Annotated in this window: 17 protein-coding genes and 3 CRISPR repeat arrays; of the genes, 8 read left to right on the top strand and 9 right to left on the bottom strand. The window is 38.9% G+C overall.

Annotation, left to right across the window (positions count from 1 at the left end):
• Positions 1–16: 16 nt before the first annotated feature.
• From csx7 to ACM5QX_RS15045, 5 genes are read left to right on the top strand one after another with little or no spacing between them, the layout of a single operon-like run.
• On the top strand, positions 17–943 hold the full coding sequence (csx7, locus tag ACM5QX_RS15065; RefSeq protein WP_414754260.1) for a CRISPR-associated RAMP protein Csx7: 927 nt from the start codon (positions 17–19) through the stop codon (positions 941–943).
• A gap of 4 nt (positions 944–947) precedes the next feature.
• A complete protein-coding gene (locus tag ACM5QX_RS15060) occupies positions 948–1,961 on the top strand; it encodes an RAMP superfamily CRISPR-associated protein (protein WP_414754259.1) in 1,014 nt (337 codons plus the stop codon).
• Positions 1,949–2,464: a hypothetical protein gene (locus tag ACM5QX_RS15055; RefSeq protein WP_414754257.1), complete on the top strand. Its 516-nt coding sequence runs from the start codon at positions 1,949–1,951 to the stop codon at positions 2,462–2,464. Before ACM5QX_RS15060 ends, ACM5QX_RS15055 begins: the two co-directional genes overlap by 13 nt.
• Positions 2,457–3,500 carry an RAMP superfamily CRISPR-associated protein gene (locus tag ACM5QX_RS15050; RefSeq protein ID WP_414754256.1) on the top strand — a complete coding sequence of 348 codons (1,044 nt, stop codon included), beginning with the start codon at positions 2,457–2,459 and terminating at the stop codon, positions 3,498–3,500. The genes ACM5QX_RS15055 and ACM5QX_RS15050 overlap by 8 nt, the downstream gene beginning before the upstream one ends.
• On the top strand, positions 3,500–4,207 hold the full coding sequence (locus tag ACM5QX_RS15045) for a hypothetical protein (RefSeq protein WP_414754255.1): 708 nt from the start codon (positions 3,500–3,502) through the stop codon (positions 4,205–4,207). Before ACM5QX_RS15050 ends, ACM5QX_RS15045 begins: the two co-directional genes overlap by 1 nt.
• A gap of 18 nt (positions 4,208–4,225) precedes the next feature.
• Here the strand turns inward: ACM5QX_RS15045 and ACM5QX_RS15040 are convergent, their stop codons facing one another.
• The 9 genes from ACM5QX_RS15040 to cas1 (ACM5QX_RS15000) form a co-directional block, all read right to left on the bottom strand.
• On the bottom strand, positions 4,226–5,050 hold the full coding sequence (locus tag ACM5QX_RS15040; RefSeq protein WP_414754254.1) for a hypothetical protein: 825 nt from the start codon (positions 5,048–5,050) through the stop codon (positions 4,226–4,228).
• Positions 5,051–5,162: 112 nt separating this feature from the next.
• Complete coding sequence (locus ACM5QX_RS15035; protein ID WP_414754253.1) at positions 5,163–5,501, bottom strand: XisI protein; 339 nt, start codon at positions 5,499–5,501, stop codon at positions 5,163–5,165.
• Positions 5,502–5,588: 87 nt separating this feature from the next.
• A CRISPR array of direct repeats spans positions 5,589–6,203; the repeat unit is 35 nt; unit sequence GTTTCCATCCCCGTGAGGGGTAAAGGAATCAAAAC.
• Between the two features lie 542 nt (positions 6,204–6,745).
• Positions 6,746–7,012: a hypothetical protein gene (locus ACM5QX_RS15030; RefSeq protein ID WP_414754252.1), complete on the bottom strand. Its 267-nt coding sequence runs from the start codon at positions 7,010–7,012 to the stop codon at positions 6,746–6,748.
• Positions 7,013–7,143: 131 nt separating this feature from the next.
• The gene (locus tag ACM5QX_RS15025; RefSeq protein WP_414754251.1) at positions 7,144–7,458 is read right to left on the bottom strand and encodes a hypothetical protein; all 315 of its coding nucleotides are present in this window, start codon (positions 7,456–7,458) and stop codon (positions 7,144–7,146) included.
• Positions 7,459–7,861: 403 nt separating this feature from the next.
• Positions 7,862–8,131, bottom strand: a complete 270-nt coding sequence (locus ACM5QX_RS15020; protein WP_414754250.1) for a hypothetical protein — start codon at positions 8,129–8,131, stop codon at positions 7,862–7,864.
• Between the two features lie 132 nt (positions 8,132–8,263).
• Entirely contained in the window at positions 8,264–8,542 is a 279-nt protein-coding gene (gene cas2 / locus ACM5QX_RS15015) for a CRISPR-associated endonuclease Cas2 (RefSeq protein ID WP_414754249.1), read from the bottom strand.
• The gene (gene cas1 / locus ACM5QX_RS15010) at positions 8,542–9,588 is read right to left on the bottom strand and encodes a CRISPR-associated endonuclease Cas1 (protein ID WP_414754248.1); all 1,047 of its coding nucleotides are present in this window, start codon (positions 9,586–9,588) and stop codon (positions 8,542–8,544) included. Before cas1 (ACM5QX_RS15010) ends, cas2 begins: the two co-directional genes overlap by 1 nt.
• 214 nt (positions 9,589–9,802) lie before the next feature.
• Positions 9,803–10,432 carry a Uma2 family endonuclease gene (locus ACM5QX_RS15005; RefSeq protein WP_414754246.1) on the bottom strand — a complete coding sequence of 210 codons (630 nt, stop codon included), beginning with the start codon at positions 10,430–10,432 and terminating at the stop codon, positions 9,803–9,805.
• 225 nt (positions 10,433–10,657) lie between these two features.
• A CRISPR array of direct repeats spans positions 10,658–11,704; the repeat unit is 35 nt; unit sequence GTTTCCATCCCCGTGAGGGGTAAAGGAATTAAAAC.
• Between the two features lie 348 nt (positions 11,705–12,052).
• Positions 12,053–14,074, bottom strand: a complete 2,022-nt coding sequence (cas1, locus tag ACM5QX_RS15000; protein ID WP_414754245.1) for a CRISPR-associated endonuclease Cas1 — start codon at positions 14,072–14,074, stop codon at positions 12,053–12,055.
• 97 nt (positions 14,075–14,171) lie between these two features.
• On the opposite strand from cas1 (ACM5QX_RS15000), the gene ACM5QX_RS14995 reads away from it, so the two are divergent.
• The 3 genes from ACM5QX_RS14995 (at position 14,172) to ACM5QX_RS14985 (ending at position 21,417) form a co-directional block, all read left to right on the top strand.
• Positions 14,172–14,621: a DUF4384 domain-containing protein gene (locus ACM5QX_RS14995; RefSeq protein WP_414754244.1), complete on the top strand. Its 450-nt coding sequence runs from the start codon at positions 14,172–14,174 to the stop codon at positions 14,619–14,621.
• Between the two features lie 337 nt (positions 14,622–14,958).
• Positions 14,959–16,173: direct repeats of the CRISPR family, unit length 35 nt; unit sequence GTTTTAATTCCTTTACCCCTCACGGGGATGGAAAC.
• A gap of 446 nt (positions 16,174–16,619) precedes the next feature.
• Positions 16,620–20,351, top strand: coding sequence for a tetratricopeptide repeat protein (locus tag ACM5QX_RS14990; RefSeq protein WP_414754243.1), 3,732 nt, complete (start codon positions 16,620–16,622; stop codon positions 20,349–20,351).
• Between the two features lie 160 nt (positions 20,352–20,511).
• Entirely contained in the window at positions 20,512–21,417 is a 906-nt protein-coding gene (locus tag ACM5QX_RS14985; RefSeq protein WP_414754242.1) for a hypothetical protein, read from the top strand.
• Positions 21,418–21,711: the final 294 nt, after the last annotated feature.

Below are 21,711 nucleotides of genomic sequence, written 5' to 3'. Positions count from 1 at the left end.
ATAAAGTTAGAATAAAATGTTTGAAATCTTTAAAAATCGTCTAGAAATTATCGGTATTATCGAAACGGTTACAGCTTTAAAAATCAGTGCTGGACGTTCAGCTGAACCAATTGGCTCGGATTTACCAGTTATCAAAGATGCTTTAGGTAGACCATTAATCCCTGGTTCGAGTTTAAAAGGTGCATTACGTTCGCGCCTGGAAAGCTTTCTGCGGGGAATTCATCATGATTTTGCTGCTAACCCAGCCCAGGAAACAGAATGGTCAATTCCTCCCGATGAAATGGCTAATGTTAAAGAGCGTATCAAAAATTTAACGCCACAAGAAAAAGAAGCTCAATTACACGAATATATTATCAACAATACTGACTTAGTATCTTCATTATTTGGTTCACCTTGGCTGGCTAGTAAATTTCAAATTCGTGATTTAACAGTCAGTGAACCTGAAGAAAATTGGTTTGGTCAGTATCAAGAACGTGATGGTGTTGCGATTGATAGAGATACAGAAACTGCTGGTGATGGCAAACTTTATGACTTTCAAGTTGTACCAGCCGGGACTCCTTTTATATTTCATGCAGTAATTGAAAATGCCGAAGAATGGGAATTGGGAATGTTAATGATTGGCTTGCACCAATTTCAAACAGAACAAATTCCCCTTGGTGGCGGACGTTCTCGCGGCTTAGGAGTTGTCAAGCTGATAATTGAAGAAATGAAATGGGTTGATGTTCGAGATGAGAATTATAAACGAGATAAAACTTACAAACCACAAACAGACCCAAAGAAAGTACAAGATTATCTCAAATCTTTGATTAATAATAGTTCTAATCCTACTTCTCCTGATATTGATACTCAATCTTTAAAACAAGCTTGGGCTGACGCTTTTATTAATCATCTTTCTAGCGAACTTCAAAAACGCACCAACACTACAGCAACTTCTTCTCAATAGAATTATGCACAAGCAATTTGTTAACCACTGCACAATTGACCTAACAATTATTCCAGATGGCCCTATTTTGATTAAATCTGGTCGGGAAGGTGCAGACCCCACTAAACCCCAGATGGAATTTGTCGAAACTTTTCACAATGGTAAATCCATAATTTATTTACCTGGTAGTTCCCTTAAAGGTGCAATTCGCGCCCATGCTGAACGTATTGTGAGAACGGTAGGTCATCCTGAATATGAAAAACCATCTAATACAAAACTGGTTTGGGCGAACAATCCTTTGGATACTGATAAATATGATTATTTATATGAAAATCCTCAAGCTGAACAAGGAGTAAAAAAGAAATTATCTGCACCGAGAATCTACAAAGAATCATCCTTCACAGATCAGATATTTGGTAATATTGCGATCGCCAGCCGTTTCCGCATTGAAGATGCCTATCCTGATACTTCAGTACCACTCAAAATTGAAGAACGTAACGGTGTCGCCATTGATAGAGTCTTTGGTTCAGTAGCACACGGGCCTTTTGATTATCAAGTCTGCACTGCTGGCGCGTTTAACACCAAAATTCACCTAAAAAACTTTTCCCTCGCCCAGTTGGGCTTAATTGCATTGGTGTTGCGTGACTTAAATGCTGGCTGGTTTGGTATTGGATTTGCCAAATCGCGGGGCTTGGGTATAGTGCGTGTAGAGTACAACAGTGCTGTTGTCCAGTATCCTGGCTGCATATTAGGCGATAACAACAAAATTTACTCCTTTGGTAGTTCAACGCCTTGGGATAAAATTTATCTTTTAGGGGCTGGAAAGTTTCTACGAGGTGATAATGCTAATCCCTATAATTTCCCAACTAACGACACAGAAAAACAAGAAGTAAAAAATGTTGTCTTAACAGCAATGGATTTTAAATTCGGTGTAGAACTGCGTTGGGATAGTGAGAATGGTGTCCGAGATTTATTTACTAAAGCTGTTGGGGCTTGGAGTCACTTGCTGCAAAATGGGGGTGCGCTATGTGCTTCGTAGGGGTAAATCAGCAACCGCTATCGGCGGAAGAATTAGTTAAATTACTTGAAAGACTCTCAAATCCGCCCAAGTATGACATCCCCAGTTATTACTTTTTGCGTTGGGCGCATCGGGTTGGAGGGTTTTGGCAGCGACGAAGCGACAAGTTTGCCAACTTAGAAGATGATATACGCGATCGCCTACAACAAAATCTTAACGAAACTTTCCCCAGCCCACAAGGACAGCTATTTAATTCCAGATTAGAAGTACGTTGGCAACAAAAACAAGGAAAATATCAGATATTACTTCTCAGTTCCCAAGAAATAGTACCCGGTTTTAAACCTATCAAACGCGATTGGGAAATAATGGAACAAAGTGTACTTCTACACTCTCAAGATGAAACTCGCTTTCCTAAAGGGTTGGAGTCGGATGTAGTGAATAATATTGCTCAACGCTATTTTCGAGACAAGAACACAGCCACGGTTCACTTTGTCGCCTTAACGCTGAAAAATTGCCATGACTAACAGTTCTTATCGCTCTAATAATAATGACAGTTCAGATGAACGCGCACCCGCACCATACGAACTTGTTCGATTTCCCGATAAACCACCCAGTGCTTGCACCCCTCCTGGACACGACAAATACTTAAGCAATTGCTTGCACGGTACTTTGTTTCTCAAGCTACAAGTACAGACAGCGCTGCACGTTTCTACTGGAGTAGCTGTGATGGGTAGTGATGTTGATAAAAATGGTATACCTCTCATTAAAACGATGGAGCAGGGAGTAGATAAAACACTGTTGATTCCAGGAAGTTCTTTAAAGGGTTGTCTCCGCGCTATTTATGAAGCAATTACTAATAGCCGCTTAGGCGTAAAACCAAAAACAAATAAACCATCTGATCGCTTACCTGCTCGCAAACGAAATGAAATTTGTCCGGCGGGAGTTGTTTTTGGCGCATCAGGAGATAATTGGGGTTGGCAAGGATTAATTAACATCAGAGATGCACACTGTAACACAAATGGTTTTGGTGTTGGTTATATGCCTGCTTTATGGTCGCCAAAACCTCAAGGAAGCAAATATTATCATGAAGGTAATGTTACTGGACGTAAGTTTTATTATCATATGGTTCGTGCCTTAGATAAAGGTGAAAGGCATGGAATTCGCGTCCAACAAGCAAGTCGGAACTATACTTTTTCTACACAGTTACACTTTAAAAATCTTCAATCTAAAGAATTAGGAGCATTATTAATTGCTCTGGGACAAGACTCTAATTATCCTTTTGCACTCAAACTAGGAGCAGGAAAACCCATTGGTATGGGAACAATGATAGCGAAAATCACGGAAGTTCAGGCAGTACAAAATCAAAATGATTTATGTAAGCATTATAAGTCTTTCTCTAATCCGGATGAGGAAAAATTACAAGGTGAATTATTGCAGCAATTTATTATTAGACATATACAAACAGCACATAATGAAAAGTTGATTGAAAAGCCGCAGTTAGAACAATTAAGCCAAATTCTAAGTTATCCTACTACTCGTCAACCTTCAGAAAATTACTAATGACAACTTATCTCGAAGAAAGCACTTATTCACTAACTGAATATGAATCACAAATCGCGCATAATATAGCGCGGATTCTGGCTGAAGAACAAATAAATCTCAATCGTCAATCCAAATCTAATTCTGATGGTATTAAGACTGAGCTAGAAAAGACTATTGCTTATCTTTATGCAAAAATTCATCAAGATGAAAGTAAAAGTAACAACAATTTATTAGCTAGTTTATTTATCTATTTAGATTGTCTAATCAAATACGGTAAACAAGTTGGGCATACAGGTAATATTCCTAAATATTATGAGAGTATTCACTCTGCCTGTGAACAATACTTTGACATCAAACAAGACGATGCTACTAGAGTGTTAACAATACTTGGCTGGTCGGCACGCTTGATTCGCTTTTATAAGCAGAAAATTGAAAGTGGCGAAGTTTTACCTGCAATTACACCTGTAGTAAAATCAACTCCAGAAACCAAAAGCCAGACTATTACAAATCCATCCCAAAAATTTGAAATTGACCAAATACTTAATGCTATAGTAGTCAAAATTAATGGCAATAAAGTTTCCTATCAAGTAGAAAATATTTTAATTCCCAATGAGAAGGAACCTAAACAAGTCAAAAATTTACGAGAAAAACAAACAATCAAAGTCAAAGTGACAGCAATTAAAGAAGATGGTAGTATCAAACACGTTAAATACTATAGTAGTTAACTGTCTTCTTATCAATAGCTATGAACTATGTTGACCATGTGCTACATAAGCCGAATCTGCAACAATTCCCAGCAAACTTATCGGTGCGTTTACAGGAATATAATAGTAATCAACTTGTGCAGCTAAATTATCAATTTCTCTAAACCTTCCTTTCACATAAATTACTAGAACCGTGGTTTTTTCCATCAAAGGCAAAATAGAATCAATTTGGGTTTTTACCTTTTCTTCCCGCTTGTTTTCAGCTTCTTTATCTGATAATCCAACAAAGTCCTGCCCTTCCAATAGCTTGGAGTTAATCAAATCTAAAACTAAAATATCTCCTACTGGCTTCTTAGGCTTGCGCTTTTGATTGTAAAATCTGACTTTAGCAAAGCCTCTGGTTCTCAATAGCTTACAATCATCAGGTTCTGTCGTATCATCACTCGGTAAATAATAATCAACAACTGTTGAACCAATTACTCTTTCGCGCTGCAAAGAACGCTTGACACTCTCAATCTCAGCCTGGACTAAATCTGTAATTTTATTTTCTACTTCTCGGTTAATTAATTGACTAGCTAATTTTTTTGCATCATCTAAATTTTTACCTACAACAAATGCCAAAAATCCACCTAAAAATGCAAATACAACTAAAGTAAATTGCATTGCTGCAACAAATCTGTTAAAGCTTTCACCTAGTTGACCATTTGTAGCCTTGAGAAATTCTAACTGGCTTTTGAGTAGTTCAATATCATTGATATTTTTCGCCGGACTTACCACTGGTGAAGGTGTGACTGTAGGTGTTGGAGTTTGGGCAATAACTAAATCCCAAAGGTGGGATAAATCAATTGTAGGTAGCCAATTCATAAGTATTTTGTTGATGGCGATTAATTCTCTATTTAATCATGTGCGATCGCACACATTATTGTATTCCAACTTTAACTTAAGCGATCGCACTTCCCTGAACACTGTAACTATATTAAACTACTACTCCATATCCTGTGTACGGCCGTTTATATGGTGGCTGCAAACCTAAAACAATATCCTCTTTTGGTACTCCCATCTCTAATAGTTCTTGTGCTAAGTCCACATCTGTCATATTCTGCTGAATCCAGATTTTTTCATTTTTAATATCAAAATGAATAACAGCGTGATACACACGACTTAAGCCATTCCAACCTATACGCATCAATTGATAGTGGTCGTGCATTGTATCGAATATTAATTGATTTTCAATTTCTTCACAGTGCGGTTTATACTGACCGTGTTTAGTTAAAATATTTTGGATATATTGGCGATATTGCTCTAGTTTGTCCATTTTACAATTCTATCCAATACAGTTGCAATAGTGGTTTTGCTGTGCGATCGCATTACATCACCGCTACTAAATCCCGCTATTGATTATGTTTCCGTCCCCGTGAGGGGTAAAGGAATCAAAACCAATTGTGCAAATGCAGCCCACTCTAAGATAGTTGAAATGTTTCCATCCCCGTGAGGGGTAAAGGAATCAAAACCACAATGGGTAGGTTCGTCAAATACGAACCAACAAGGTTTCCATCCCCGTGAGGGGTAAAGGAATCAAAACGGTACAGTACTCGCAAGAGACTGTGCTATAGGCGAAGAGTTTCCATCCCCGTGAGGGGTAAAGGAATCAAAACGGGTTATCGGAGTTCTTTCAAATGGAACAAAAACGTCAAATGTTTCCATCCCCGTGAGGGGTAAAGGAATCAAAACAAGGTCGAAGGTGATCAATTGAGATTTGGTTTTGGAAGTTTCCATCCCCGTGAAGGGTAAAGGAATCAAAACCTCAGCCTGATGAAAATTTGAGGAAGTCAAATAATTGTTTCCATCCCCGTGAGGGGTAAAGGAATCAAAACAGCGGCGGCAACATCCACCGTTAACGGGGGTAACCGTTTCCATCCCCGTGAGGGGTAAAGGAATCAAAACTCCACTTCCGGCGGCGGGAGCGCCACGGCAAATCCCACGTTTCCATCCCCGTGAGGGGTAAAGGAATCAAAACCCTACCCTTGTAGAAGCCTTATGCAGAGAGAGTTACAGATACCCATTTTCGCGGGGGGTGCAATTTACTTGTCAATAATCTCAACTTATTGAGAATCAAAGACTATTAGATCCTGTTCAAATGCTTACTGGGTAAGCTTTTCGCGGGGGTCAACGAAAAAATTAAGGTTTTGGCGATCGCCTGACCCCCGCGAAAAATTTGCGTATTATTCGTCACAAATAATACTTTTTACTTCATTTGGAAACTTAATATTAACTTTTCAAGGTGCTGTTTTTATGAGCGAAATAATATCAAATCATGCTTTACTCTTCAAGCGACTTGGCGAATTTAAGTATAAATCTTAACAATGTCAACATAGCCATATCAAACCCCCCATCATAAAAAATCTCCAGAGAACCTAAAGCTCTACTGGAGATAAAAAATATATGTAATACCACTTCATCAGATATCGCTCGATATATCACCCAATATTGGAGAAATCTAGTTATTACCAAGCATAAATGTCAGTGGCATTAATTAAAACGTAGGTGATAGGAAATCAGTCAACTCAAAGCATCCTTTTTAGATAAATTTTGCACTCCTTGCACATCAAAAATGATCGCAAAATTGATATCTTTGATTGAATTATTCAGCACTTGTAAATAAGCAACTGCATCATTGCGGCGACGAAATCGTGCAACAACAATTGCTTTTTGGTTCTTTTTAACCAGGTTATCAACTGGCGATGAGACACCCGTGTTATCCAATTGCTGCTGATTAGATAAAACACCAATAATGCACCACGGATGTAATTGCTCATAATAGTTCATAAAACTACCTCACAAAAGCTGGTAATTAATTCATCTAAAAATCAGCTTTTAAGTTGACTTTCATCACAGTAGGTAAAAAATATGAGACAAGACAGAGCAAGGTGATATTGACAAGATGAATATTTTGTGGATTACTTCAAATCAAGTTGCGTATTGTCAAAATCCAACCAATGCAAAACCTGTTCAGGAATCTCCTCAAAATGTTCCAGAAAGAAATCCATCAAAGCCAGATGGAGTAAATCGTTATGCGTAGGATAGCGTCTATTAGAGCCATTTCTAAACCAGCCTCGAACGGTTGAATCAGAACGGGAACAAATTAAAGCAATTAGCTCATAACTTACACCCCATTTAGCATAAAATTTTGCTGGTGTCATGCTCAATTCCCAACTGCTATAGAGTAAAATCAGATGTCGTTCGCGTGTAGTGATTCGACGAAGATTAGACATGATAAATAAGTCAAAAGTCAAAAGTAAAAAAGCAAAAGAAAGAACCAAGCTTAGAAGTTGTAAAAAATAGTAGGTTGGGTGTAACGAAGTGAAACCCAACATTATTAAGACTTATGCAACTGGCAATTTTTCCTGTAGGGTGTGTGACGCAGCGAGAAGACTTGAATGTAGTCATGAGACTTATAGCGTCACGCACCAACCACCAATTATGACACTTGCGTAAGTCCTGATTATTTAACGTGAGTTGGACAGAACCTAACCCCTTCTTGTAGGTAAGGCTACTCAACATCTATAACTGAGTACCAAAGAATCAGGTTTTTAAGCCTCTCCCCGCGTCGGGGAGAGGTACCCTGCGGGAAGCAAGCTATGGAGAGGGGTTCTGCCAAATTTATTTATTACTTGATTAATGCGAATCCAAATGTGTGATGATGATGCTTTGTTCCTCCGTATAATGCCAGTAAAACCGTTTCGCCATTGATGCAGAAGAACTCCAGATATCACCATCTTTACAACGATAGCGATGAGTTCTTAAACTAGGATATGCAGCCCCATTATTAGCGAAACATTCAAAAGCTTTATCGTATTGCTTGCGGTCTTTTCGGGATAAAGAATCAAGTTGTTTTTGGGCTTTTGCAGCGAAAATCAAACGGAATTTGACAGCTTGAATGTGCATTCAAAAATTTCCGAATGTCCTTTCCTTGACCGAAAGCGCAGAGATTTTTGCACAGGTGGAGCGCGTGCTTTTTTTTCAGCGTTCATTTTGCGATAATTTATGTGGGTAATACTTTGTTTGCGGTTGCGTGAGCTAAACTATAAACGCCGCGTCATCTACTACAAACTCAGGTTGCGTTCCCAATACTGCGACCTTGCAACGATTGTGTGCAGACATAGGGTAAAATCTCACTTGGTCTTCCCGTTTGTTAACGAGTCGGAAGAGGTATTTGGATAGCTTTTCATACTGCTTTTCATCCAAAACGCATTCAAAAACCGACTTCTGCACCCGCAAACCGTAAGACTCTAAAAGTTTTGCGACTTTGTTGCGACGGGTATCACTAACAATGTCGTAACAAACTAAATAAAACATTATTGTTTCACCAGCTTTAGGGGAACAGTTGGCGGTTTGATAGTGTTGATGAAATCAGAATTTGCAGGATGAAACTTTAACGCTAGGGGACGATAAAATTCCACGTCTCCCAGTAAAGATGCAAGATATTCCCGCACCTGTAAATCAAGACATTGACGATAACTTACTTCTCCAGCGTAAGGGTGCAATACGAAAGTCCGCAGTTTTCCTTCCCAATATTGGAGAAATTTTTGTATGAGTTTCTGTGAGTGGCTTTTACCATTCCCATTACGGTTACCATTGGTATTAGTTGAATTGCGGACAAAATTTAACACTAAGTCATCAACGATAGGGGCGCGAAACTCGGCGGTAAAGTCCCATCCTAAGGGCAGTTCTTGATGAATATCGCGGTGTAAAATTGCGTAATTGGGGTCAAGTCCTACCGTGTTCAAGAGTGTGTAAATATATTGATGTAGGAGTTGATTTCCCAGATTCATTAGTCCGCTAATTCGCTTCCCAGTTGTAGGCGGACATTGATTGTAGAAACTAATTAAGGAAGCAACAGCACAGTAATAAATATTATCAGCTTCCTGGCTATATTCATGCAGTTCATCTATTCCTGATGCTATTGGTAAATTATCCATCAACAGCATCAAGTAGTTTAATGCTCGTTGAGTTGTATGATTAGCATAGTAGCGAGTCCAGTTTTGCAGAAAAGTGTGTTGGTTGTGCAGTTTTGCCCAGATAATACTTTCTGCTGTGGCGCGGTTAAATTCAGTATCGCGCGCGCGCCTACGCTGATAGCTGAGATATTTTGCTTGCCGTTGGGATAGATTTTCTAATCTTCCTAAATATTCACCAGTTTGGGTTAAATATAACACAGAAATCTGATGTGAAGTAACAAATTTAATTACTTCTTTTGGTAATCTGATATTACCAAAAATGATGAACTGGCTGACATTGCGAATAGGAACACAAATGCGTTGGTTTTGTTGATGAAACACCTTTAAATATTGGTGTTGAATTTGGAATGATACGTCTTGTTCTGTGATGTAAATGGTAGACATAAATTGAAATCAACTAGGTTTAGTTGTAGGTGAGAAAGTTTTCTTTCCTTACCTATATTTCAATTTTGTCAGGTTGATATATGAGTTCGTATTTGCGTAAATGCTATTTTTATATGAGTTCGTATATGAGTTATATGACAACTTGTAGAGACTAAAAAGATCCCCGACTTCTTTAAGAAGTCGGGGATCTGAGCCTCGCTATATATGAAACTTTCTATATCTGTGGATTGGCTGAGTTAAAAATCTGTTCAGCAGTCAGAACTAACTCTGGAAAAGCTAACGATTCTATAAAATCGCCATTTCGGAACTGCTTAACTTGGTATTCTCCTTCAAATAACGAGTAAATTGAGATAGTCGGTTGTTTAGGATTGCCAATAAATTTTCTACCACCCAAAGCCGCATAATCTACAATCCAGTATTCGGGAATACCAATAGCCTCATACTGACCAAGTTTGGTAAAGTAATCATCACGCCAGTTTGTACTAACTACTTCTATAACTAATGGAATTGATGACGCTTGACTAACTGTTGATTTACTTCTCCATAAAGGCTCATTGACTAAATTGAGGCGATTCAACAACAGTAAGTCGGGTAAAAAAACAGATTCACTTTCAGATGATTGAACAAACCCCATTTTAGGAATGTCATAGGGTTTTGAAAGACGGGCGCACTCCAGTAAAATTTGCTTGATCAAGAATGCAATAAGCAATTCATGATCTCCTGTTGGTGGTGGCATTTGCTTGATAAATCCATTATGCAGTTCGTAATGGAACTGCGTTGAATTAGCAGGATACCAGTCTAGAAACTGGTCAACATTAATAGTAATTGGTAGTGATTGAACCATTTATCTACCTCCATTTTTCAATGAAAGTGAGTTGTTCTGTTAATTATAAGGAATTAAAACACCAAATTGAATGGTTAAAAACTACTCAATATTTTATACTCACATCTTGCACCTGGGTTAAAAACCGGGTTTCTTGCAAATCCCTCAGCTTAGAAACTTTAACCTTTCGTTCAGAAACCTGTTTTTTTAGGGCTTGTTGAGAATGGTGCAAGATATAAGTATACAGTTTCCATCCCCGTGAGGGGTAAAGGAATTAAAACCAGTAGCTTCGCTCGTTTCCTCACCGGAATTTCCCTGGTGTTTCAATCCCCGTGAGGGGTAAAGGAATTAAAACTAGTGGTTGTGGCAGGAATTATGACAACAGCAGCAAGGTTTCCATCCCCGTGAGGGGTAAAGGAATTAAAACCTCTTACGAGCCAACTCGTGAATCGTATAGTTCTATGTTTCCATACCCGTGAGGGGTAAAGGAATTAAAACATTTGAAGATGTCGGAAATTAACGAAGGATATGCCTGTTTCCATCCCCGTGAGGGGTAAAGGAATTAAAACTCTTTACCCATTATGGTTGCCCCGCAACCAGCAATGGCAAGTTTCCATCCCCGTGAGGGGTAAAGGAATTAAAACGAAGGCGAAATCATCGCTTTCGAGAGCGTCAATAGGGGAATAAGTTTCCATCCCCGTGAGGGGTAAAGGAATTAAAACCAAAAACTATAATTTTATTATCTTGCACCACCTTGTTTCCATCCCCGTGAGGGGTAAAGGAATTAAAACACGGAGTTTGGAATATAGACCCTGAGGCGAATCGAGGTGTTTCCATCCCCGTGAGGGGTAAAGGAATTAAAACGATTGTGTCTTTGTTGACACAATCAATGTCTAAGGGTTTCCATCCCCGTGAGGGGTAAAGGAATTAAAACTTTTCGCTGCGCGTAAGCGCTGTATCGTAGCTGCCAAGGTTTCCATCCCCGTGAGGGGTAAAGGAATTAAAACGTTCACCTGAGGAGTTTATTGCAAAATATCAAGATGTTTCCATCCCCGTGAGGGGTAAAGGAATTAAAACAAATTCATCACAATGATAATGCTAGCAATGGCTGGCATGTTTCCATCCCCGTGAGGGGTAAAGGAATTAAAACAGTTGGAGTTGATTGAGAAGGCGGATCAATGCTTCTAGTTTCCATCCCCGTGAGGGGTAAAGGAATTAAAACCTCGCGTCATCGCTCTACACGCAAACTCCCTTTACCGTTTCCATCCCCGTGAGGGGTAAAGGAATTAAAACCCTACCCTTGTAGAAGCATTACTACGCAAGGGTTTGAAGGGGTCATTTTAGCGGGGGGTACATTTTACCTGTCAACAAGCACAACTTATTGAGAATTGAGGACTAATGCACCCTATTGGAACCCTTGTACAGTAAGCGATTAGCGGGGGTCAACGAAAGAATCAAGGTTTTGGCGATCGCTCTACCCCCGCTAAAAACTTACGTGTGTAAAGTTCAAACAAATACTTTTGCTTTCACTTGGAAACGTAAAATTAAGTTTTCAAGGTTCTGTGAATGCCTTCAAAAGTATAACAAATCACCTTGGATTTTTCACAACGCCAACCGCAAACTTAACATAACTTTGCTTGACTATCTCTCCCAAATCATTGGACGATAAACTTCCACCTCCCCTTTCAAACACGAAATATACTCTCGCACTTGCAACTCAAGAGCGCGACGATATGCTACTTTTTGTCCAGTGTGAGGATGAGTCACTTCTGATTGCAATTTTTCTTCCCAATGCTTCAGAAACTTCTTGAGTGCGTGAGGCTGAAAGTACACTCCTTCTCGTTCATCGGGTAATGTGAAATCATCAATTGTAAAAACTTCTGAATTGACTAAATAAACCACCAAAGAATCAACCAAGCCAGCCCGCCATTCTTCCATCAAATCAGAAACCAAAGCTGGATGGTTATCACGAGGAACGTGTAAATTGCCAAAATGAGTATGTAAGCCTACAGATTGAATAAAAGAATAGACATTTTGGCTTAATAAAGTGTATCCCAAACTGAGCATACTATTAATAGGGTCAGTGGGTGGACGCTTAGTGCGCTTTTCAAATTTAAACGCACCAGAGAATAAACTTCCTAATGCTTGAAAATAAATTGTCGCGGCTTTTCCTTCGTATCCTCGCAGCATATCCATATTTTCTGCAAAGGGTAATTTGCTCATCAAAATATCCAAGTCGCTAGATGCTTTTTTGATAATTGTTTCATCAACATTTTTAGATTTTTGACGACGATTTAACCTCATTAATAGTATTCGAGAGTTATGAATTTTAGCTGTGACTATCGCTTCAGCTTGCTTTCTGGTAAATTCAGGATTTTGACAACGCTCAACCTGCAACATCAAATATTCAACTTTTGCATCGCCTTCTGTTTGCAACCTACCAAAATATCTGCCTTTCTGTGATAAATACATAATGGGAATCCGTCGCCGCAACGCCATACTCACCGCACCATGTGAGACATTACAACAACCAAACAACACCACATTACTCACCCGCATCACTGGAACTTTAATCCGCAATTCTCCCTGATAATAAACTTGAAATTGTTGATTTTTTACACTTAAATATGCGCCTTGGTCGGTTATATATAAAGTAGTCATGGTTTCTTGCCAATAATGAGAAAGAGATGCTTTAGGAAAATTAATTGGTTTGTCAATACTGCAAGCTTTGGGAGGATGGGAAACTGGTTTTCTCGGCTTAGGTTTCAGGCGGAAATAAGGTGTACCCGAATCATTAATTACCCACTCCCCAGGGCGTACAGGTTCGGGTGGTGGTGGTGCATAAACTTCGCCGCCAGCAAAGCGATAACCCAAAAAGGTAAACTCATCGTTAGGGGTGAAAATCTGTGTCTTCTCTGGTTGGAGAGTTAAATAAACTTCCCCTAACCAGCCAGTAATTTTGTCAAGGATGCGGTTTGCTTCTAGCCAACTATTACAAGCGATAACAAAATCATCACCATACCTAACTAAGTTAATCCCTTGACTGAGACATTTTCTATCAAAACTCGTGAGATATAAATTAGCTAAAGCCCCAGAAAGTATTCCACCTTGTAAAACTCCCTTGCCAAAATTGCGATATTGTCCAGCAATGATAATTCCTGATTTCAACTGTTGTTCTAGCAACTCTAATACACTCGATTCGAGGGATAATTCCTCCAAGAGAGTTAACAACAATGCCCAAGAAAGATTATCGAAAAAATCAGCAACATCAGCTTTGATAATCCATTTCGGTTGATATTGATAGTATCCATATAAATGCTGTACTGCTTGTTGAATACTATGCCCAGGACGATAAGCATAGCTGCAATCTAGAAACGTATCTTCTAAAGGAAAATACAATTCATCAAGTAGTAGCCGTTGGATAATTCTATCCCGTACAGTATGGATACCAATTAACCGTTTACTGCCATTCTTTTTAGGTATATAAAACCCTTTAGCAGGATTTGGTGTATAAGTTTCGTGGTTAAGTTGATAGGCGATATTCTGTAATTGTTCCGTCGCCATCGACTCAAACAAATCAACAGAAATGCCATCAACACCCGCGTTTTTACTTCCCGCCCGTACTTGTAACCATGCGAAATTAAGGTGTTCAATAGTGAACATGATGTCAAGTTAAAAGTAAAAAGCCGAACCCGAAGAACTCACACCCCTCGATAAGCTTTGGCAACAACTACAATTATTAAGTTCTCCTACTGAACAAATGGGGCTAGTTTTAGTAAAGGAGGAAACACTAGGTTGGGGTCAGAAAATACCGAGTCGTTACGAAAAATCAGTGCAGGTGGGCAGTTATATTCGTTTTGAAGTCAACTTAGAGACTCCCGGATATTTAATCCTGTTGCAAAAAGATACATCAGGACAACTATGGTGTTTTTGTCCTTCGTGTTTTGCTCCCCAGGCGCACTTGAATACAGGTAAGACAACTTTGCCTCAAGAAGGTTCGCCCATAACGTCTTTCCCAATAGAAGGAAATCCAGGTAAGGAGGAAATTATCGCAGTTTTTACTAAGGAAGTACCTGCATTAGACTGGCTACCGCAAGGAGATAATGACCCTTTGGAATTACAACCCAGTCATCTGGCGGCGTTACTAGAATATGTGACTGGACGCGGAGAATATCAACTTTGGTACACAGATTACATGATTACTGCATGATAGAAAAGTTAATAGTTTAGGTGTTTAAAATTTTAAGTAGTTTGTTATACTACTGCTCATATAGCAACAGAACCTTGAAAACTTAATATCAGGTTTCAAAATAAACGCAAAAGTGCTTAGTTTTACTTTCCATACGTAAGTTTTTAGCGGGGGTAGAGCGATCTCTGAAACCCTTATGATTTCGTTGACCCCCGCTAATCGCTTGCTGTACAAGGGTTCCAATAGGGTGTATGAGTCTTATATTCTCAATAAGTTGTGCTTATTGACAGGTAAAATGTACCCCCCGCTAAAATGACCCCTTCAAACCCTTTCGTAGTAATGCTTCTACAAGGGTAGGGTTTTAATTCCTTTACCCCTCACGGGGATGGAAACTGATAGAGAGAGGAAGCAGTGCGGCACTGTTCCATAGCATTGTTTTAATTCCTTTACCCCTCACGGGGATGGAAACTGTGGGATGCGGTAATATTTCATACCATCTGGATTGCAGTGTTTTAATTCCTTTACCCCTCACGGGGATGGAAACCCAATTGAACTCCAATTAGTTGGAACCTGGAAACAATTGTTTTAATTCCTTTACCCCTCACGGGGATGGAAACATCAATTCATATTGGTTGAAATCTGAAGTAATCCGAAAAAGTTTTAATTCCTTTACCCCTCACGGGGATGGAAACTTTAATTTTGTGATTTTCATTTTTCTCACTTTATACGAACGGTTTTAATTCCTTTACCCCTCACGGGGATGGAAACTTTTTAGCTCATCTCCAGACTTGAATGCTGTGCCAAAAGGTTTTAATTCCTTTACCCCTCACGGGGATGGAAACTAATTCCTGAAAGTTTAGGCAATTGGGGCGGCATCCTGGTTTTAATTCCTTTACCCCTCACGGGGATGGAAACTATAGATCGTTATATTAACGGTTTCACCTATTAAGTTTTAATTCCTTTACCCCTCACGGGGATGGAAACAAAAGCTGCATAGCTAAGCCGATGGCTGTTGCCAAAGTTTTAATTCCTTTACCCCTCACGGGGATGGAAACTCCTTCAGGGCTGAACCTACCTTCATTTGTTTTGACGAGTTTTAATTCCTTTACCCCTCACGGGGATGGAAACATTTCCTCAATGCGACCCAGTGCCTCTTTGATCTCAGCAGGTTTTAATTCCTTTACCCCTCACGGGGATGGAAACTACAGTTAGAAGAAACTTTCCGTTCCTGAAATTAATAGTTTTAATTCCTTTACCCCTCACGGGGATGGAAACTAAATTCCGGTGATGAAAACAAGAACGGCTTTTCCTATTGTGTTTTAATTCCTTTACCCCTCACGGGGATGGAAACCGTTACTGTCGGTTTGATAAACCTTAAAACCTGTGAATTGTTTTAATTCCTTTACCCCTCACGGGGATGGAAACAATTTCTGAGGAGCCAACAAAGAACAACAACAAGATGCCGATTTTAATTCCTTTACCCCTCACGGGGATGGAAACATAGTTGCGAGTGGCACGCTGTTCGTCGGCACCATTTAGTTTTAATTCCTTTACCCCTCACGGGGATAGAAATTGATGATGAATAATTTTAGATAAAATAAATATAGGACTTACGCAAGTGTCACCGAACAAGGCAAAAGTAAAAAGTAAAAAGTAAAAAGGCAAAAGAAAGAAAGGGAAAAATGGTCTGAAGCCCCTAAATTTATTTATGGAACGAAGTAAAAACATTTATTACTCTCCGAGAAGCCTTGTGGCTACGAGACGCATAGCGCGAGAAATAATACATCCTTATCAAATCTCCTAAATTTATTTATGGATATTATCTTTTTACTTTTTACTTTTATCTTTTTACTTTTTAAAATCGATAGTTGGTGCGTGACGCTATATATCTCATAACTACGTTCAAATACTTTCGCTGCGTCACACACCCTACATGAAAAATATGCCAGTTGCGTCAGTCATAAAATAATTGATTGAAAAATCAAACCTAAAAAATATACAAACATCTGGAACTAGCAGATGAAAAAACTCTTAAAAAAATTAAATCAACTTAACTTACAGGTTGTGCAACTTGCTGGACAAGGAGACTTCAAGCAAGCAATAATTATTGCCCAACAAGCTGTCAACTTAGGAGAAAGCCAGCAGCTAACAGAGCATTCAGAATATTGTGATAGCTTGAATAACTTAGCAGAATTATATCGCATACAAGGATGTTATTTAGAAGCTAATCCCTTGTATTTACAAGCCTTAACTATTAGAAAAAATATTTTAGGTTCAGAACATCCTGATGTTGCACAATCTTTAAATAATCTAGCAGCACTATACTATTCACAAGGGAATTACTCAGAAGCTGAAAAGTATTTTTTAGAATCTCTGGAAATTTGGGAAAGCATTTTTGGAGCAGAACATTTTCAAATTGCGACTAATTTAAATAATCTGGCAGAAATTTATCGAGAACAAGGAAAATATCTCAAAGCTGAACAGGTGCATTTAGAAGTGTTAGGAATGCGAAAACATCTGTTTGGCGATGAACATCCTGATATTGCTCAAACCTTGACTAATCTAGCATCAATATACACATCCCTTGGGCGTTATCAAGAAGCAGAAAAAATGCACTTAGAAACCTTGGCGATGAAAAGACGCTTGTTGGAAGAGTTACACCCTGATATTACTATTAGCCTGAATAATTTGGCTAGATTATATGATGTTCAAGGACGTTATCAAGAAGCGGAACAACTGCATTTAGATGTTTTAGACAGATGGAAAGAAATATTAGGAGACGAACATCCATATATTGCATCTACCTTCAGTAATCTGGGAGGAACTTATCAAGAACAGGGATGTTACCTAGAATCCGAGCAAAAATATCTAGAAGCATTGGCAATGAGAAAACGCTTACTAGGTGATGAACATCCTGATATTGCTAGTGGCTTGGATAATTTAGCAGAACTTTATCTGATTCAAGGACGTTATTTATTAGCTGAACAAAAGGCTCTAGAAGCTTATTCTTTAAGAAAAAAGCTGTTCAGTTCTGAGCAATTCGATATTGTTGATAGCTTAAAAATCCTGGCAGTGATTTACACTTACCAAGGGCGATATTTAGAAGCGGAAAAATTATATTTAGAAGTATTCCCAATGCTGGAAAGCTCATTAGGGAAAGAGCATCCTATAATTGCCGATGCTTTAAATAATCTGGCGGGACTTTATGAAGAAATAGGAAATTATTCTCAAGCCGAACAAAAGTATTTATCAGCTTTAGAAATTCAAAAAAATCTTTTAGGTGACGAGCATCCTGATATTGCCTTGACCTTCAACCAGATAGCAGTTATTTATCGGTTACAAGGGCGATATTCCGAATCGGAACAACTGCATCTCGAATCTTTGAAGATGACGACAAATCTTTTAGGAGAACGACATCCATTTATAGCAACAATTCTGAATAATTTAGCAGCATTATATCATGCTCAATTTAAATATCCAGAAGCGGAATCATTACTTTTATCAGCCTTAGATATTGTTAAAACTGCCTTTGGTGAGGAACATCCACAAGTAGCAAGTACGATGAATAACTTAGCGGTTATTTATGATTTTCAAGGGCGTTATCAACAAGCTGAGGAACTACATTTAGCAACATTGAGCCTGAGAAAGTCATTAATAGGAGAATCACACCCACAAATCGCTAATAGCCTGAGTAATTTGGGAGAATTATATTTTTCTCTGGGACGCTATGAAGAAGCACATCAGAAATATGTAGAAACTTTGGCGATGAGAAAACGCCTGTTGGGAGATGAGCATCCTGATGTTGCGTTTAGCTTAAATAATCTGGCAACGGTGTTAGCTGCAACTAATCGCCCAGATGAAGCTTTATCTTATCGCATCGAGGCGAGTAACATTCATGATCAGATTATACGGAATATATTTGCTTTTAGTTCAGAGAGCGATCGCCTCTCCTTTCTTGATAAAATTAGAAATAACTTTGACTTATTTCTTTCCCTAGTCTGCAACCATCTGGCTGACTCAGATAAAGCAAAACTAGCAGCCCTAGATTTTATCCTTAAACGTAAAGCCTTGACTGCATCGGCTCTAGCGGCTCAAAATCAAGCATTCTATAACGGCCGTTACCCCCAACTCACAGAAAAATTTCGTCAACTGCGCGATTTAAGCAATCAAATTATCCATCTCACTTTTGCAGTTCCCGAAACAGATGACTTAGCTACATACCAAGATAATTTAAGACAACTGCAAAGCAGACATAACAACTTACAAAAACAATTAGCTGCACAAGTTCCAGAAATTCAGCTATCTGAGCAAGTTTTTGATTGTCAGGCTATTGTTGCAGCGTTACCACATAACTCCATTTTGGTCGAGTTTGTGCGCTTTGACGTATTCGATTTTCAGGCAGTTTCAGCGAATGGAGAAACACAATGGCATCCATCTCGGTATTTAGCATTTATTTTAACAGCCGGAAAAGCAGATGCCGCGCAGATGATAGATTTAGGCGCATCTGATACCATCGATAGATTGATTCAGGCATTTCGTTTACAAGCATCTGATTATACCCTGCCTACACTCGCTTGGGGTAAAGCACCAAAGCTGCACATCAAATCATATAATCCCACACCTGCAATAGAACTGAGTCAAGCACTGTTTGAGCCTATTCGTGACTTAGTGAAAGATTGCAGACATCTGATTATTGCACCCGATGGTAATTTAAACTTAGTGCCATTTCAGATATTGCCCATTGATGCCACAGGCTCACGTCTATTAATGGATGATTACACTATCAGTTATCTAGGTGTCGGGCGAGAAATTCTCCGTAGCAAAATTCAGCCATCAACAGGTTCTATCTCTGCACCATTAATTATTGCAGATCCTGATTTCGATTTATCGGGGACTGGGGATTGGGAAAACAATACTCGGCTCGATTTGCGAAGTTTTCAGCTAAATGATCAGTTTACAAACACAGGTTTACTCCCTGCGCCTGGGACAAGATTTTTAGGGGAAAGTGTGGCGAAAAAACTGCCTGATGCCAAATTATACTTAGGTGCTGAGGCACTAGAAACCCGCTTAACAAATAGCAATTGTCCCAAAATCATGCTAATTGCTACTCATGGCTTATTCCAAAGCGATTCCCAGGCGCAACCAGTGACGAAAAGACGCAATCTATTAAGTATGGAACGTCAGCGCACAACTAAGGTAGAAAATCCCATGTTGCGTTCTGGACTGGCTCTAGCCGGTGCTAATACTTGGCTGGCTGGTGGAACACTACCATTAGCCGCAGGTAAAGGCTTTGTTTTTGCCCAAGATATTGCCAATTTAGATTTGTCGGCGAATGAATTGACGGTTCTTTCTGCCTGCGATACTGCCAGGGGAGATATTAAAATTGGCGAAGGTGTGTTTGGGTTACGTCGCGCTTTTGCAGTGGCGGGTACAAAAACTCTGGTGATGAGCCTCTGGTCTGTTCCTGACAAAGTGACGGCTCTACTGATGGAGCGTTTTTTTGATAATTTCCAATCTGGAATGAGTCGCTCTGAGGCTTTAGATTCTGCTCAGAATTATATACGTAAAATTACAGTTAAACAATTGCGTGCATCAGCTTTGGGTTTAGAAGTTTTGAAAGAACTTTTGGCGGTCAAAGAGTTATCCGTAAATAGTAAAATTGATTGTCAAGAAGATGACACACCATTAGAGCATCCCTTTTACTGGGGAGCTTGGATTTGTCAGGGAAATACAAATCCATTGGTGAATTAGAGTTCAAACCTACCAAGCGGCTAAGAAGTTAAATCAGCCACAATCTTAGGTTGTCAGCCTCTTAATGAATGCCTAGATGTTAGCTTCAGTAAAAATGCGGGAATAATGATTTACACTGAACCGTATTTATTCTTTTGAAACATCTAGAACTATATAAAAAATGAGTATTGAAAATATTATATGTATTCCACCTGTTCCGGTGGATAACATTCCATCTCCTTGGAGAGAAACATTTCAACAACTAAACCAAGTTCCACCACCGTTACCTGTTTGTAGCTTTCCAGACCAGACAAATGAACGGATGCCAGATACAGCAGGAAAACAGATAATTTACTGGAGATATATTGATAAATCGAGTTTGAAACCTCGGATGTCTATCCTACCCACACTTGTGGAAGTATGTTTTTCTGATGGTGAGTTGCCAAACTATACACTGAAACTTTCATTCCTGGATCAACCAGCCCTTCAGTGCCATGCAGATATGTTAGACGCAGATTGGCGAATTGCCCTTTATTGGATTGTTAAGAAACAGTGGAATTCTGACCTCATCATTCCTACATCAACTGAACTTGCTCAACTATATGAACCTTGGGCTGAATTACTTAATCAAGTACTTAAACTCTGTACTATCTGCTTTGATAGCCAAAATTATTTAAGCCAACACTATCTACACGCCGCCGATTGGTTTTTAAAAATTATTCACGAAGCGAAGCAAATAGATACTGAAATCATTATGGAAAATGAAGCATCTGGCAAAAATTCCATAATTAAGGAGAAACGCAAGATAATCGCTGATTTTCGATGTCTGAAAAATCCTCTTATACAAGAAACATCTCCTCACTTCCATAAATTAATTGAGGTAGCCCTATTACTAGAAAAAAATGACGAGTTTGAAAAAAACTATTGGAAGCCTTTTTTAAGTGCAAGTTGTAAATATATTCAAGCAATGGAGCGAAAGACTAGCCAAGAAAGCTTCGTGGTCGATGACAAAATTGTGTACCGAGTACCAAGACAAGGCAAAGGAATTTATACCCTGACTAACCTAAATCACGCTAAATTTAGGTAAAGCCTTTGTGCTGCAAGGCTTAGAGACTTTAATCTGAAAGATCAGAATTTACTGCATCCTGTGCCACATTACTAAGTGTAGATGTTGATCAGGTTGCTATAGAGCTATTTCGAGAAAACTCTGATGCCAAAACTCATGCTGGTTTTGGTATAAATTCTCATGGTTCGTAAATAGTAAAAACTAAATATATTGCATATATTGCTAGATATTTATTGCAGATAGAACATCTCGAAACATCACAACCTTATTTAATCAATATTTTTGGGTTAAATCCAGGTTCAAATGTTAGCTAAT

The sequence above is a fragment of the Anabaena sp. CCY 9910 genome, assembly GCF_963920875.1.
Lineage (GTDB): Bacteria > Cyanobacteriota > Cyanobacteriia > Cyanobacteriales > Nostocaceae > Trichormus > Trichormus variabilis.
The sequence above is the reverse complement of the archived record's forward strand: the minus strand, read 5'-3'. Positions and strand labels throughout refer to the sequence as shown.